Origin of the sequence: Pseudomonas sp. Z18(2022), from assembly GCF_036346535.1 — a bacterium.
Classification (GTDB): domain Bacteria; phylum Pseudomonadota; class Gammaproteobacteria; order Pseudomonadales; family Pseudomonadaceae; genus Aquipseudomonas; species Aquipseudomonas yamanorum_A.
Genome location: NZ_JAOTOA010000007.1, coordinates 1 through 14,560, shown reverse-complemented (window position 1 = coordinate 14,560; position 14,560 = coordinate 1). Strand labels below are relative to the sequence as shown.

General features: G+C 59.9%; 13 protein-coding genes and 1 pseudogene. 4 read left to right on the top strand and 10 right to left on the bottom strand.

Annotated features, from left to right (window positions below; translation table 11 throughout):
* Positions 1-23 precede the first annotated feature (23 nt).
* The 3 genes from yjiA to V3W39_RS16330 all read right to left on the bottom strand — a co-directional run bounded on the left by yjiA (position 24) and on the right by V3W39_RS16330 (position 3,389).
* Complete coding sequence (gene yjiA / locus V3W39_RS16340; RefSeq protein ID WP_259195909.1) at positions 24-983, bottom strand: GTPase; 960 nt, start codon at positions 981-983, stop codon at positions 24-26.
* Between the two features lie 126 nt (positions 984-1,109).
* Entirely contained in the window at positions 1,110-1,307 is a 198-nt protein-coding gene (locus V3W39_RS16335) for a YbdD/YjiX family protein (protein WP_003176208.1), read from the bottom strand.
* Positions 1,308-1,322: 15 nt separating this feature from the next.
* Positions 1,323-3,389: a carbon starvation CstA family protein gene (locus tag V3W39_RS16330; RefSeq protein ID WP_177077978.1), complete on the bottom strand. Its 2,067-nt coding sequence runs from the start codon at positions 3,387-3,389 to the stop codon at positions 1,323-1,325.
* A 173-nt stretch (positions 3,390-3,562) separates the two neighbouring features.
* Here V3W39_RS16330 and V3W39_RS16325 point away from each other — a divergent pair, with 173 nt between their 5' ends.
* Entirely contained in the window at positions 3,563-3,931 is a 369-nt protein-coding gene (locus tag V3W39_RS16325) for a PilZ domain-containing protein (RefSeq protein WP_177043363.1), read from the top strand.
* Between the two features lie 127 nt (positions 3,932-4,058).
* Here V3W39_RS16325 and radA read toward each other — a convergent pair whose 3' ends face one another.
* The 3 genes from radA to katB all read right to left on the bottom strand — a co-directional run bounded on the left by radA (position 4,059) and on the right by katB (position 7,647).
* The gene (gene radA / locus V3W39_RS16320) at positions 4,059-5,426 is read right to left on the bottom strand and encodes a DNA repair protein RadA (protein ID WP_003215821.1); all 1,368 of its coding nucleotides are present in this window, start codon (positions 5,424-5,426) and stop codon (positions 4,059-4,061) included.
* A gap of 35 nt (positions 5,427-5,461) precedes the next feature.
* Positions 5,462-6,001 carry an ankyrin repeat domain-containing protein gene (locus tag V3W39_RS16315; RefSeq protein WP_177043362.1) on the bottom strand — a complete coding sequence of 180 codons (540 nt, stop codon included), beginning with the start codon at positions 5,999-6,001 and terminating at the stop codon, positions 5,462-5,464.
* Positions 6,002-6,105: 104 nt separating this feature from the next.
* Positions 6,106-7,647 carry a catalase KatB gene (gene katB / locus V3W39_RS16310; protein WP_330212971.1) on the bottom strand — a complete coding sequence of 514 codons (1,542 nt, stop codon included), beginning with the start codon at positions 7,645-7,647 and terminating at the stop codon, positions 6,106-6,108.
* A 287-nt stretch (positions 7,648-7,934) separates the two neighbouring features.
* Between katB and mscL the strand changes: the two genes are divergently transcribed.
* The gene (gene mscL, locus V3W39_RS16305; RefSeq protein ID WP_177043360.1) at positions 7,935-8,351 is read left to right on the top strand and encodes a large-conductance mechanosensitive channel protein MscL; all 417 of its coding nucleotides are present in this window, start codon (positions 7,935-7,937) and stop codon (positions 8,349-8,351) included.
* A 42-nt stretch (positions 8,352-8,393) separates the two neighbouring features.
* On the opposite strand, the gene V3W39_RS16300 is transcribed toward mscL, so the two are convergent.
* A complete protein-coding gene (locus V3W39_RS16300) occupies positions 8,394-9,170 on the bottom strand; it encodes a ferredoxin--NADP reductase (RefSeq protein WP_177120519.1) in 777 nt (258 codons plus the stop codon).
* A gap of 435 nt (positions 9,171-9,605) precedes the next feature.
* Between V3W39_RS16300 and V3W39_RS16295 the strand changes: the two are divergent.
* A pseudogene (locus tag V3W39_RS16295) lies at positions 9,606-10,315 on the top strand (helix-turn-helix transcriptional regulator).
* 127 nt (positions 10,316-10,442) lie between these two features.
* Positions 10,443-11,567: a methyltransferase gene (locus V3W39_RS16290; RefSeq protein ID WP_259195914.1), complete on the top strand. Its 1,125-nt coding sequence runs from the start codon at positions 10,443-10,445 to the stop codon at positions 11,565-11,567.
* Positions 11,568-11,608: 41 nt separating this feature from the next.
* Here the strand turns inward: V3W39_RS16290 and V3W39_RS16285 are convergent, their stop codons facing one another.
* The 3 genes from V3W39_RS16285 to V3W39_RS16275 are packed head-to-tail and all read right to left on the bottom strand — an operon-like array spanning position 11,609 to position 14,239.
* Positions 11,609-11,776, bottom strand: coding sequence for a DUF2474 domain-containing protein (locus V3W39_RS16285; protein ID WP_003215809.1), 168 nt, complete (start codon positions 11,774-11,776; stop codon positions 11,609-11,611).
* Between the two features lie 12 nt (positions 11,777-11,788).
* Positions 11,789-12,796, bottom strand: a complete 1,008-nt coding sequence (cydB, locus tag V3W39_RS16280) for a cytochrome d ubiquinol oxidase subunit II (protein WP_008432810.1) — start codon at positions 12,794-12,796, stop codon at positions 11,789-11,791.
* A 3-nt stretch (positions 12,797-12,799) separates the two neighbouring features.
* Positions 12,800-14,239 (bottom strand): cytochrome ubiquinol oxidase subunit I, encoded by a 1,440-nt coding sequence (locus tag V3W39_RS16275; RefSeq protein WP_177043356.1) that lies wholly within the window; start codon positions 14,237-14,239, stop codon positions 12,800-12,802.
* Between the last annotated feature and the right edge of the window lie 321 nt (positions 14,240-14,560).

Below are 14,560 nucleotides of genomic sequence, written 5' to 3'. Positions count from 1 at the left end.
TCCCACATTGACCGCATTTCAAGTCAGGGTTGATAGACCCGTGCAAAGCCTTCGCGAATCTTCTCTTCCGGCAACTCATCGGCAATAAACACAATCACACTTTCCCGCAGCTCGCCTTCGGCCCATTCGGTGTCCCAATCGAACCCGTAGAGCTTCAGCACGCCCTGGAACACCATGCGCCGGTCTTCCCCGGCAATGTTCAGCACGCCTTTGTAGCGCAGCAGTTGCTTGCCGTGGTCTTCCAGCAATTCGTTCATGAACTCGCTGAGTTTGTCGATATCCAGCGGCTGGTCAGTGCGCAGCACCAGGCTGGATATGCGGTCGATGGACGGCGCCTGGCTCACCGGGCGCAGGCTCATGCCGGCATTCAGGTTGAAGCCGCGCACGTCCAGCAGTTCGCCGAGGTCGATCTTGCCGTGTTCCACCACACGAATCGGTGCGCGGCGGTTGATGCGGGTCAGGCGCTCGCTGAGGGCGTCGAACGTGGCGTCGTCTACCAGGTCGCGCTTGCTCACCAGCAGGCGGTCGGCGAAACCGATCTGCGCCTGGGCGATGGTCTGGGTCAGGTGGTGCTCGGCATGGGCCGCGTCCACCAGGGTAATGATGCCGTCGAGGATGTAGCGCTCGCGCAGTTCTTCATCGATGAAAAAGGTTTGCGCCACTGGCGCTGGGTCGGCCAGGCCGGTGCACTCGATCACCAGGCGGTCGAAGGCGATCTCGCCGCTGTCCAGGCGCTCCAGCAGCAGGTACAGGGCCTTGGTCAGGTCGGTGTGGATGGTGCAGCAGACGCAGCCATTGGACAGGGTCATGACTTGCACCGGCTCGGTGCCCAACAGTTGGGTGTCGATGCCGGCGTCGCTGAATTCGTTTTCGATCACGGCGATTTTCAAGCCGTGCTCGGCCTTGAGCAGGTGGCGCAACAAGGTGGTCTTGCCAGCGCCGAGAAAGCCGCTGAGGACGGTGACGGGGATGGGGGTTAACAAAACAACGATCTCCCATTCGCTAAAAGAAATGTAGGAGCCCGGCTTGCCGGCGATGGCGGTCTGAAGATCGCTATCGCCGGCAAGCCGGGCTCCTACAGTAGTGGTGTTGGGTTCAAGCGCGGTGCTTCAACAGCACTTGGGCCCACCCTTGCCGCCGTAACGGGCTTCCTGGCGTTCCCTGAAGAACGCCTTGTAGTCCATCATCGGCTTGTCCGGGTGTTTGGTTTGCATATGCTCGACGTAGGTGTCGTAGTCGGGCATGCCGACCATCAGGCGCGCGGCCTGACCGAGGTATTTACCGAGGCGACTGATGTCATTGAACATGATTGCAATCCTCTATCAAGCGTCCGGGATGGCCTGGTATGGCGCTTCTTTATCCGTACGTTCCTTTTTGCCCCAGGCGGCAATGCCGACCTTGAGCGCATAGAACAGGATGCTGAAGACCACGAACAGGAACAGCGCCGTCAGCGTTGCGTTGGTGTAGGCGTTCCAGATCACGTGTTGCATCTGGTCGATGCTCTTGGCCGGTGCGAGGATCTGGCCGGCGGCCAGGGCATCGCTGTATTTCTTGGCCAGCGACAGGAAGCCGATCGCCGGGTTGGCGTCGAACAGCTTGATGAAGCCTGCGGTCACGGTGCAGATCAGCAGCCAGACAGCCGGCAGCATGGTCACCCAGATGTAGCGCTGGCGTTTCATTTTGATCAGCACAACAGTGGCGAGCATCAGCGCGATACCGGCCAGCATCTGGTTGGAGATACCGAACAGCGGCCACAAGGTGTTGATGCCGCCCAGTGGGTCGATCACGCCTTGGTACAGCAGGTAACCCCACATCGCCACGCAACCTGCGGTAGCAATCAGGTTGGCCGTCCAGGACTCGGTACGCTTGAGCGCCGGTACGAAGGAGCCGAGCAGATCCTGGAGCATGAAGCGACCGGCACGGGTACCGGCGTCGACAGCGGTCAGGATGAACAGCGCTTCGAACAGGATCGCAAAGTGGTACCAGAACGCCATGGTGTTTTCACCCGGCAGCACACTGTGCAGGATCTGCGCGATACCGACCGCCAGGGTCGGCGCACCGCCGGCACGGGCCAGGATGGTGGACTCGCCGATGTCATGGGCCACTGCCTGCAACGCTTCCGGGGTAATTGCAAAACCCCAGCTGCTGACGGTTTGCGCAACGGTAACCACATCAGCGCCGACAATCGCGGCCGGGCTGTTCATGGCGAAGTACACGCCTGGCTCGATCACCGAAGCGGCAACCATTGCCATGATGGCCACGAATGACTCCATCAGCATGCCGCCGTAGCCGATGTAACGGGCGTGCCCTTCACTGGCCAGCAGCTTGGGCGTGGTGCCCGAGGAGATCAGTGCGTGGAAACCCGAGACCGCGCCGCAGGCGATGGTGATGAACAGGAACGGGAACAGGCCGCCCTTCCACACCGGGCCGGTGCCGTCGATAAACTGGGTCAGCGCCGGCATTTTCAGGTCGGGCATGGTCACCAGGATGCCAATCGCCAGGGCGATGATGGTGCCGATTTTCAGGAAAGTAGACAGGTAGTCACGTGGAGCGAGGATCAGCCACACCGGCAGCACCGCAGCCACAAAGCCATAACCCACCAGCATCCAGGTGATCTGGATCCCGGTGAAGCTGAAGGCCTTGGCCCACACCGGGTCAGCGGCAATCTGCCCGCCCAGCCAGATCGAGCCCAGCAGCAACAGCACGCCGACAATCGAGATTTCGCCGATGCGGCCCGGGCGGATGTAGCGCATGTAGATGCCCATGAACATCGCGATCGGGATGGTCGCCATCACCGTGAAGATGCCCCACGGGCTTTCGGCCAGGGCCTTGACCACGATCAGCGCCAGCACCGCGAGGATGATGATCATGATCAGGAAGCAGCCAAACAGCGCGATGGTGCCGGGCACGCGGCCCATTTCTTCGCGGACCATGTCCCCCAGGGAACGGCCGTTGCGACGGGTGGACAGGAACAGGACCATGAAGTCCTGCACCGCGCCCGCCAGCACCACGCCGGCGATCAGCCACAAGGTGCCGGGCAGATAACCCATCTGCGCCGCCAATACCGGGCCGACCAACGGCCCTGCGCCGGCGATTGCCGCGAAGTGGTGGCCGAAAAGGATGTGTTTGTTGGTCGGCACATAGTCCAGACCGTCGTTGTTGAGCACAGCGGGGGTAGCCCGCAGTGGATCGAGCTGCATCACATGGTTAGCGATGAACAGACTGTAGTAACGGTAAGCAACCAGATAAATGGCCACTGCTGCGACCACAATCCACAAGGCGTTGATCGCCTCGCCGCGGCGCAAGGCCACTACGCCCAGGGCGCACGCTCCTACGATTGCCAGCAGCAGCCAGGGTAGATGGCGTAGCAGGCTATTATTATTTTTCATTTTTATATTCCAGCCAGGGTGGACAGAAAGACAGCCATCCCGAGTTTAGCGCTACTGGCCTTAAAGGCCACCCCCCTACGTTGGTCTAGAGCCTTGCGGGGGCGAAAAAAGCAGAAATAATCGCCCCATGATGGCGCAGGGCTACAATTCTCTTATCCACAGAGGGTTTTACCATGAGCGAACAGCCTTCAGACCGACGCCGTTTCCGACGGATTGCCTTCGATGCCAAGACCGAGCTTACGCAAGACGGCCATGTCTGGCCGGTGCAACTGGTGGATTTGTCCCTCAAGGGACTGCTGGTGCAACGGCCCGAAGGCTGGCAGGGCCATCGCTACGAATCGTTCGACGTGGACATTCACCTGGACGCCGAGACCGATGTGAAGATGCAAGTGCGGCTGACCCATGACGATCATGGGCAACTGGGCTTTGTGTGCGAGCACATCGACCTCGACTCGATCAGCCACCTGCGGCGGATAATCGAGCTGAACCTCGGCGATCAGGCAGAACTTGAGCGGGAATTCGCCGCCTTGCTGGAGATATAAGCCTCAACCTGAATCAGTGTGGGAGCTGGCTTGCCTGCGATAGCGGTGTATCAACTAATGGATATGCAACCTGACCCACCGCTATCGCAGGCAAGCCAGCTCCTACAGGGGACCGGGGTGTAGCCGACTATTCGAAGAGGGCATCCAGCGCCTGCTCCAGGCGCGTCACCCCAATCACCTGCAAGCCCGGCGGCATTTCCTTCGGTGCATTGCCCTTGGGCACGATGGCGCGCTTGAAGCCGTGCTTGGCCGCTTCCTTCAGGCGCTCCTGGCCGCTGGGCACCGGGCGCACTTCACCCGACAGCCCCACTTCACCGAACACCAGCAGGTCATGGGGCAACGGCCGGTTGCGCAGGCTGGACATCACCGCCGCCATCAAGGCCAGGTCGGACGCGGTCTCCAGCACCTTGACCCCGCCCACCACGTTGAGGAACACGTCCTGATCGTGGGTGGGAATCCCGCCGTGGCGGTGCAGTACCGCCAGCAACATCGCCAGGCGGTTCTGATCCAGGCCCAAGGTGACACGACGCGGGTTGGCCAGATGGCTGTCATCCACCAGCGCCTGGACTTCCACCAGCATCGGCCGGGTACCCTCCCACGTTGCCATCACCACACTGCCGGGAACTTCTTCCTGGGCGCGGGTGAGAAAAATCGCTGACGGGTTAGAGACTTCTTTCAAACCCCGGTCGGTCATGGCGAACACGCCCAATTCGTTGACCGCGCCAAACCGGTTCTTCACCGCCCGCAGCAAACGCAAGCGCCCGTCGGACTCGCCTTCGAAATACAGCACGGTGTCGACCATATGCTCCAACACCCGTGGCCCGGCCAGCGCGCCTTCTTTAGTCACATGGCCCACCAGGAAAATCGCCGTACCACTCTGTTTCGCATAACGCACCAGTAACGCGGCACTTTCCCGCACCTGGGACACGCCACCCGGCGCCGATTGCAATTGTTCGGTGAAAATCGTCTGGATCGAGTCGATCACCATCACCTTGGGCTTTTCCAGGCGCGCGGTGGCGATGATGCTTTCGATGCAGGTTTCGGTCATCACCCGCAACTGGTCCTGGGGCAAGCCCAGGCGACGGGCGCGCATGGCCACCTGCTGCTGGGACTCTTCACCGGTGACGTACAGCGCCGGCATGCGGCTGGCGATGCTGCACAGGGTTTGCAGCAGGATCGTGGATTTACCGATGCCCGGGTCACCGCCGATCAGCACCACCGAGCCGTCCACCAGGCCGCCGCCCAGCACCCTGTCGAGTTCACCGGAGGCCGTGGAGAAACGCGGAATTTCTTCGACGCTGACTTCGGCCAGGGTCTTGATCTGGGTTTGTTGCCCGGTCCAGCCGGAGCGCCCGCTGGGGGCCACGGCGCCGCCACTTTCAATCATGGTTTCGGTCAGGGTGTTCCACGCACCGCACTCAGTGCACTGGCCGGCCCACTTGGGAAAGGTCGCGCCGCACTCCGTGCAGCCATACATGCGCTTGGCCTTTGCCATTTGAGAACCTCCAACCGAAAAACCGCGATGATAGCTCAGCGCGGCGCCGGGGTACGGATTTCACCACTGGCCAAACGTGAAGCACTGTTACCGATCGGGTCTTCGGCATTCAGATCGGCGCCCTTGGCTTTCAGCTCATCCAGCAGTTCCACGCGTTTGAACAGCCCGGCGTACATGGCTGCCGTTTGTCCGGCGCCGTTGCGCTGGTCAGGGTTGCAGTCGGTGGCGAGCAGGCGTTGGGCGATTTTCAGCTCTCCCTTGAAGATCGCGCCCATCAACGCGGTGTTGCCGCGCTTGTCTTGCACGCAGGCGTCGGCGCCGGCGGCGAGCAATCGGTCCACGTAGGCACCTTCGCCGTGATAGGCGGCGAGAATCAGCGCGGTGTAGCCTTTTTCGTCCTGGGTGTTCAGCGAATAACCGGATTCGATAAAGGTGTTGAGCATGTCCACGTCGCCACGGCGGGCGGCGTCGAAGTAGTAATCCTGCAGTTGTGCCTTAAGCGCGGCCGGGTCAGCTTGTTCGGCCAATACGCTGAACGACAAACACGCAAGGACAGCGCCTATAAAGATTCGCATGGCAAATTCTCAGTGATGTGCCCCTGTAGGAGCCGGCTTGCCGGCGATGGCGTACTTGTGGGCGCTATCGCCGGCAAGCCGGCTCCTGCAGGGAGCGTGGGCGGTTAGTCGGTCAGCTTTTCGGCCAGTGCTTTAACGCGGGCCAGGTCGCCCTTGGCCACTTTGGTCACGCCGGTGCCGTACTCCGGATCAGCCTTATAAAGGAACGACAGGATGATGTGCTTGCTCTCGTCATCGGTGGTGGCCAATGAGCCGCCGAAGTTCTCGATCAAGTCCTCACGCTCTTTCTTGTTGAACGAGCGATACAAATCACCGGCCTGCTTGAAGTTCTGTTCACGCTGGATCTTCTCCTGCTGGGTGCTGCCCGACAGCACCGACTGGCTGTAACGGGCAGTTTGCGGCTCTTCCCGTGGCATCAGGCGGCTTGGCTGGTAGTTCACGCCGGTGGTGGTTTTACCGAAGTTCATCGCGCCGTCCTGGTTACCGTTGTTGACGGTCACCCGTGGGGCGTTGATCGGCAGTTGCAGGGCATTTGGCCCCAGGCGGTACATTTGCGTATCGGCGTAGGAGAACACCCGGCCTTGCAGCAGGCGGTCTTCCGACGGCTCGATGCCCGGCACCAGGTTGGCCGGGGCCATGGCCACTTGTTCGGTTTCCTGGAAGACGTTGGCCGGGTTGCGGTTCAGCACCATTTGCCCAACTTTGCGTTCCGGCACATTTGGCCAGATCTTGGTGGCGTCCAGCGGGTCGAAATCAAACTTGACCAAGTCCGCAGGTTTCAACACTTGCACATACAAGTCCCACTTCGGGAAGTCGCCCTTGTTAATGTGCGTGACCAAATCATTAGTCATGTGGCTGTAATCACGCCCCTGAACTTCAACCACTTGTTTGGGATCGAGATTCTTGATGCCTTGCAAACTTTTCCAGTGAAACTTGACGTAGTGCACTTCGCCTTTGGCGTTAATCAACTTATAGGCATGTACGCCGTTGCCGTCCATCTCGCGATAACTGGCGGGAGTGCCGGAGTCGGAATATAGCTCCGTCAGCGTGCGGGTGGACTCCGGAACATGGGAGAAGAAGTCAAAACGACGGGAGTCGTCATCCAGGTTAGTGCGCGGGTCCGGTTTAAAGGCGTGAACCATGTCCGGGAACTTGATGGCGTCGCGAATAAAGAACGTCGGAAAGTTATTGCCAACCAGGTCCCAGTTGCCTTCGGCGGTGTAGAACTTGGTGGCGAAGCCGCGCGGGTCGCGCAGGGTTTCCGGGGAATGGTTGCCGTGAACGACCGCAGAGAAGCGCACAAATACCGGCGTGGCTTCGCCGGCGGCAAACACCTTGGCCTTGGTCAGGTCGCTGAGGTTGTCGGTGACGGTAAACGTACCGTGGGCACCGGTGCCACGGGCATGCACCACGCGCTCCGGAATACGCTCGCGGTCAAAGCGCTGCAACTTCTGGATCAGTTGCACATCCTGCAACAGCACCGGGCCATTGGCACCAGCGGTTTGCGAGTTCTGATTGTCACCCACCGCCGCGCCATTATCGCGGGTGAGGTTGGCGGCGTGTACGGACAGCGAAAGAAGACTGGCGCCCATTACGAACAGCACCTGTCGCGCAGAAATAGGCCCGCGGCTAATAGGGTTTTTCATCGAGGTATCCTCTGGTTTTTTTAGTGCACATTGAGTTGTGCTTGCCAGAGGCTAGTGACCCGCGAGTCAGAAGATAAATAGAAAAGCCGTACCACCCCGATAAAGAAAATAGTGTGGTAACCCCCTGAAATAGCGGGTATTCCGCGCGCGATTGGTGGCACTTTGCAAACTATTTGCAATTTAGTGTGTCGATAAAAACTGACACTGTTAGCAGTTGTGTCGAGCAGGCCTCGCCACACTGTCTTACACTGGCTTCTACCCTCCTCATCTGTAACAAGGAATAACCTATGGGCGTGTTAAGTGAGTTCAAGGCCTTCGCGGTCAAAGGTAATGTGGTCGACATGGCCGTCGGTATTATCATCGGCGCCGCCTTCGGAAAGATTGTTTCCTCGTTTGTAGGCGACGTGGTGATGCCCCCTATCGGCCTGTTGATCGGTGGCGTGGACTTTGGAGACCTGGCTGTAACACTCAAGGCCGCCCAGGGCGATGCGCCAGCGGTGGTGCTGGCGTACGGCAAGTTCATCCAGAGCGTGATCGACTTTGTGATCGTCGCGTTTGCGATCTTCATGGGCGTGAAGGCCATCAACCGCCTGAAGCGTGAAGAGGCCGTAGCGCCTAGCCTGCCGCCGGTCCCGACCAAGGAAGAAGAGCTGCTGGGAGAGATCCGCGATCTGCTCAAGGCACAGAACAGCAAGCCCGAGTAAGCTCGGCAAATAAAGCAAAGGCGCCTGCAGGGCGCCTTTGTTTTACCAGTAGTTTTCTACCGCCACCTGGCCGGGGCGGCGGGCCAGGCTCAGTTGCATGTCGCGCTGTTTGAGCAACTGGCGTGTGTCATCGATCATCTGCGGGTTGCCGCAAATCATCACCCTGGAATGCTCGGGCGTCAGCTCGACGCCGGCAGCGCGCTCCAGCTCGCCATTCTCGATCAGCGTGGTGATCCGCCCATTCAATGCCCCCGGATGTTGCTCACGGGTGACGATGGGAACGTAGGTGAGCTTGTGGGCGTACTCCGCCAGGTACTCGCGCTCACCCAACTCGTGAATCAGTGACTGGTACGCCAATTCCCTGGCCTCCCGCGCGCTGTAGACCAGTATGATCCGCTCGAATTTTTCCCACACCTCGAAGTCCTGCAGGATCGACAGGAACGGCGCAATGCCGGTCCCGGTGCCCAACAGCCAGAGATCGCGACCGTCCACAAACCGGTCAAGGGTCAGGAAGCCTGTGGCCTGGCGCTCCACCAGCAAGGTATCGCCTTCGCGCAGGCGGCTCAGTTCACTGGTGAACTCGCCGCCTGGCACCACGATGGAGAAGAAGTCCAGGTGCTCATCAAAAGGCGAGGAGACCACCGAATAGGCACGCCACACAATACTGCCGTCGGCCTTGGTGACGCCCAGGCGCACGAATTGCCCGGCGCGAAAACGAAAGCCCGGGTCCCGGGACGTACGCAGGGTAAACAGGCTGGGGGTCAGGGATTGCACGTCAAGCAACGTCTGGCGGGTGAATTTTTCAGCGCTGGCCGTCATGGGGAACTCCGTTTTGCACAGGCCCCTAGTGTCCCTCAAAGCGGCGCCGGGAAACACCGCCGGTTTGTACTGGCATTGCTTCTGCGAAGACCTTGGGCCGCAGTTGTGTCTGAAAACACATAAATAGCAAGCTTATAATTCTGACTAATCATTTAGCTATTAGAACGTTTCACATCAGCTATCAGATGAGGGGGCGCATATAAACAACATCAAAATAACACTATCACTAAGCTGTTAAAAATATTAGAAAAAACTCGCTGAATAAACACAACTTGTACAAGCAGTCAGGTTTGTAGAATTGCCCCCCCTACTGAACGCCTGTCCAAATTTTCATTTTGAGCTGTGGTCCATGTCCTACAATTGGTTTCGTGCCGAACTTAGGGACCGAGCAGTACCCATTCAACGGTAAAGGTGTAAACCCATGGAGAGTTACCAATGGTCAACTGGCGCAATACTCGGCTACCCAAACTGGAAGGCGAGAGCGAAATCACCAGCATGTATGAAGCAGCCCTGAACCTTACCTACGAGCTCGACTTTCAATACTGCGCATTCACACTTAGTGCTCATCTTCCAACCAATCAGACGAAGACAGTTCGAATAAACAACTACTCAAATGAGTGGAACACTCTCTACAAACAAGAAAACTACTTTGACCTGGACCCATCGTGGCCCATTGCAAGCGCTCGGTGCTGCCGATCGTATGGGACGAGAAAACCTTTTCCACCGTGCCGGACCTATGGGTTCATTCCCAGTCTTATGGCTTGAAGTTCGGATGGACCCAATCGGTGCATGACTTTCAAGGTGTGTTCAGCATGCTGAGCCTGGGACGTGACACCCGCCCCGTAAGCCCTGAAGAGCTGTATGAGAAAGCCGGGCAGGCGCTTTGGCTGTGTCACGCCCTGCACGCGGTGGTGGCGCAGAAGTACGCCGACAAGCCCAGCCTGCAAGCTCCCAGCAAGCTGACCCCGCGCGAGACCGAAATCCTGCAATGGTCGGCCATGGGCAAAACCGCCTCGGACATCGCCACAATCCTTTGCCTTTCGGAACGCACCGTGGGGTTTCACATCAGCAGCGCCATGAAGAAGCTTGGGGTCAACAACAAGATTGCCGCCGTGATCACCGCCGTGAAAGCCGGCCTGTTTTGAAACACCGAATGTAATCCCCTCGAAAAAAACGTAACATTTGCAGCCAGTTCCGGGTGATGACGCCAGCTCAATGGGCCCCGCGTCGCCGTTCACCCAGATGGTTCGCTTACCCAGAGTCTCCCGCGCCATGCCCCTGCTCGACAGCCCCTTCGCCCAACTCGACCTGATCCGCCAGCCCGAACAGCACAACGACCCGCTGCAAGCCTTTGATGCGGCCGATGAGTACTTGCTCAGCTACCTGGCGGAACAACAACCGGCGCCTGCGACCCGCGTGCTGGTGCTCAACGACAGTTTCGGCGCCCTGGCGGCCAGCCTCGAAGGGCATGTGCAGGTCACCTCCAGCGGCGACTCGTTCCTGGGGGCCCTGGGCCTTGAAAAAAACCTGGCGCGCAACGGCAAGGCCTTCGACGCGGTAACCTTCCTGCCCGCCAGCCAGACGCCGACCGGGCCGTTCGACCGCGTGCTGATCCGCGTGCCCAAGACCCTGGCCCTGCTCGAAGAACAACTGATTCGCCTGCAAGGCCAACTGGCCCCTGGTGCCGAGGTGATCGCCGGGGCGATGGTCAAGCACCTGCCGCGCGCCGCCGGTGAATTGCTGGAGCGCTATATCGGGCCGATGCACGCCTCACTGGCGGTCAAAAAAGCCCGCCTGCTGATCGCCACCCTGGCCGAACGGCCACACGCCGTGTCGCCCTACCCTACGCGCTACAGCCTGGAAACCCCGGCCATCGAACTGCTCAACCACGCCAACGTGTTCTGCCGCGAAGGGCTGGACATCGGTACCCGTGCGTTCCTGCCGCACTTGCCACAGAACCTGGGCGGCGCCCGCGTGGCGGACCTGGGCTGTGGCAACGGTGTATTGGCGATTGCCAGCGCGCTGCAGAACCCCGAGGCGCACTACACGCTGGTGGATGAGTCCTACATGGCCGTGCAATCGGCTACCGAGAACTGGCGCGCGGCGCTGGGCGAGCGCGAGGTGCTGATTCACGCCGGCGACGGCCTTGCCGATCAAGCGCCGCAATCCCTGGATGTGGTGCTGTGCAACCCGCCCTTCCACCAGCAACAAGTGGTGGGCGACTTCCTCGCCTGGCGCATGTTCCAGCAGGCGCGGGAAGCCCTGGTGGTGGGCGGCGCGCTCTATATAGTCGGCAACCGTCACCTGGGTTACCACACCAAGCTGGCGCGTCTGTTCCGCGGCGTCGAGCAAGTGGCGACCACGCCCAAGTTCGTGATTCTCAAGGCGCGCAAATAAAAAAGCCCTCCATTAAGGAGGGCAATAGGTACTACGGGATGTCAGTGGGTGGTCAGGCCTGCGGCATTCATGAACATGCGCATCAGGCTGGCCACCACGAACAGGGCCAGGACGCTCCCGGTCCAGATCATCGCCAGCCAGCCCAGGCGCTGCCAGAGCGGCTTTTTCTCGGCCTGTTCGATGTCGTGCAACGAAGGTTTGCCGGACATGAGTCAATCCTCCTAGTGATAACCGTCTTCATGGGTGACCTTGCCGCGGAACACGTAGTAGCTCCAGAAGGTGTAGCCCAGGATGAACGGGATGATGAACAGCGTGCCCACCAGCATGAAGCCCTGGCTTTGCGGCGGCGCGGCGGCGTCCCAGATCGATACCGACGGCGGGATGATGTTCGGCCACAGGCTGATCCCCAGGCCGCTGTAGCCGAGGAAGATAAGCACCAGGGTCAGCAGGAACGGCGTGTAGTGCGCGTTGCGGGCCACGGCGCGAATCAGTCCGTACATGGTCACCAGCACCAGGATCGGCACCGGCAGGAACCAGAACAGATTCGGCAGGGTGAACCAGCGCGAAGCGATTTCCGGGTGGGCCAGCGGCGTCCAGAGGCTGACGATACCGATCACCGCCAGCACCACGAATGCCAGGGGCCGTGCCAGGTTGTGCATCTTCTCCTGCAAGCTGCCTTCGGTCTTCATGATCAGCCAGGTGCAACCCAGCAGCGCATACGCCACGATCAGGGCCACGCCGCAGAACATGGTGAACGGCGTCAGCCAGTCCAGTGAGCCGCCGGCAAACTGGCGGTCGACCACCGGGATGCCATCAATGAACGCCCCCAGCGCCACGCCCTGGAAGAACGTCGCAGCCAGCGAACCACCGATGAAGGCCTTGTCCCACAGGTGACGCTTGTCGTCCTTGGCCTTGAAGCGGAACTCAAAGGCCACACCGCGAAAGATCAGCCCGATCAGCATCAGCATCAGCGGCAGGTACAGCGCCGAAAGCACCACCGAGTAAGCCAGCGGGAACGCGCCAAACAGCGCCGCGCCCCCCAGTACCAGCCAGGTTTCGTTGCCGTCCCACACGGGGGCGACGGTGTTCATCATCACGTCACGGTCGGTCTTGCCCGGGATGAACGGGAAGAGAATGCCGATCCCCAGGTCAAAGCCGTCCATGACCACGTACATCATGATGCCGAAGATGATGATCACGGCCCAGATCAGCGGAAGATCAATACCCATGGCTCAGTTCCCCTTGTTCAAGGTGTCGCCGTGATCGGCGTCGCCGCTGTCATCGGCCGCCGACAACGGACGGGCCGGTGTGCGTTTCTGCCCGGGGCCACCGTGGGTGGGCTCGGTGCTTTCATGGGTCACAGGCCCTTTGCGCACCAGGCGCATCATGTAGCCCAGGCCCGCACCGAACAGCGCGAAATACACCACCACAAACAACACCAACGTAATGCTCATCTGCGCAAAGCTGTGGTTGGACGAGGCGTCCGCCGTGCGCATCAGCCCGTAGACCACCCACGGCTGACGACCGATTTCGGTGGTGAACCAACCGGCGAGAATCGCGATCAGGCCGGACGGGCCCATCCACAACGCCAGGTACAGGAACGGCTTGGACGTGTACATCTTGTCGCCCTTGCGCAGCCAGAGGCTGAACAGGCCGGTGAAGATCATCAGGAAGCCCAGGCCCACCATGACCCGGAACGACCAGAACACGATGGTCGAGTTGGGACGGTCCTCAGGCGGAAACTCCTTGAGGGCCGGCACCTGTTTGTCCAGGGAGTGGGTCAGGATCAGGCTGCCCAGGTACGGGATTTCCACGGCAAATCGGGTTTTCTCGGCCTTCATGTCCGGCCAGCCGAACAGGATCAGCGGCGTGGGTTCGTTGCCGATATTTTCCCAGTGGCCTTCAATCGCGGCGATCTTCGCCGGCTGATGCTTCAGGGTATTGAGGCCGTGGAAGTCGCCGATAACGGCCTGGATCGGCGCGACAATCAGCGCCATCCACATCGCCATCGAGAGCATGGTGCGGATTGCCGGGTTGTCTTTGCCGCGCAGCAAGTGCCAGGCTGCCGAGGAGCCGACAAAGAACGCGGTCGCAACAAACGCTGCCGTGGCCATGTGCATCAGGCGGTAGGGGAACGACGGGTTGAAAATCACGGCCAGCCAGTCGGTAGGAATCACCCGGCCATCAATGATTTCAAAGCCCTGTGGCGTCTGCATCCAACTGTTGGAGGCGAGAATCCAGAAGGTCGAGATCAGCGTACCGACGGCCACCATCACCGTGGCAAAGAAGTGCAGCTTGCGTCCGACCTTGTTCCAGCCGAACAGCATTACCCCCAGGAACCCGGCTTCGAGGAAGAACGCCGTGAGCACTTCATAGGTCAGCAACGGCCCGGTGACGGCGCCGGCGAAGTCCGAGAAGCGGCTCCAGTTGGTGCCGAACTGATAAGCCATGACCAAACCGGAGACCACGCCCATGCCGAAGTTGACGGCAAAGATCTTCGACCAGAAATGGTAGAGGTCACGGTAAGTGTCGTTGTGGGTCTTGAGCCACAGGCCTTCCAGCACCGCAAGGTAACTGGCCAGACCGATGGTGATGGCCGGGAACAGGATATGGAATGAGATGGTGAACGCGAATTGAATTCGGGCGAGATCTAGCGCCTCCAAACCGAACATAAGTCTTCCTCTGTCAGGTAATACCGAATGCTGGCTGGAGGCCTGCACCCACTGCCCCCACGGATATGGAGTGTGGCGAATTTAAATTCGTTTCTTTTTTTAACCAGCCACGCAGGGATTCTGGCCTTGCGGCCGCCAGAGCAATCCCGGCGAAGGTTTTGATCTGGATCAAGCATTGCTGAAAGAGTAGTCCCATTTTCGCGTGAGCAAGGCGTGGTCTTTTGCCGCGTGACAGGTTGCCTCAGTGGTGAGTGGGATTGTCTGTGGTGGGGGTGGGTGGGCACCTGGGTGTATATCCGTTATTTGGGTAACGGCCGCCTA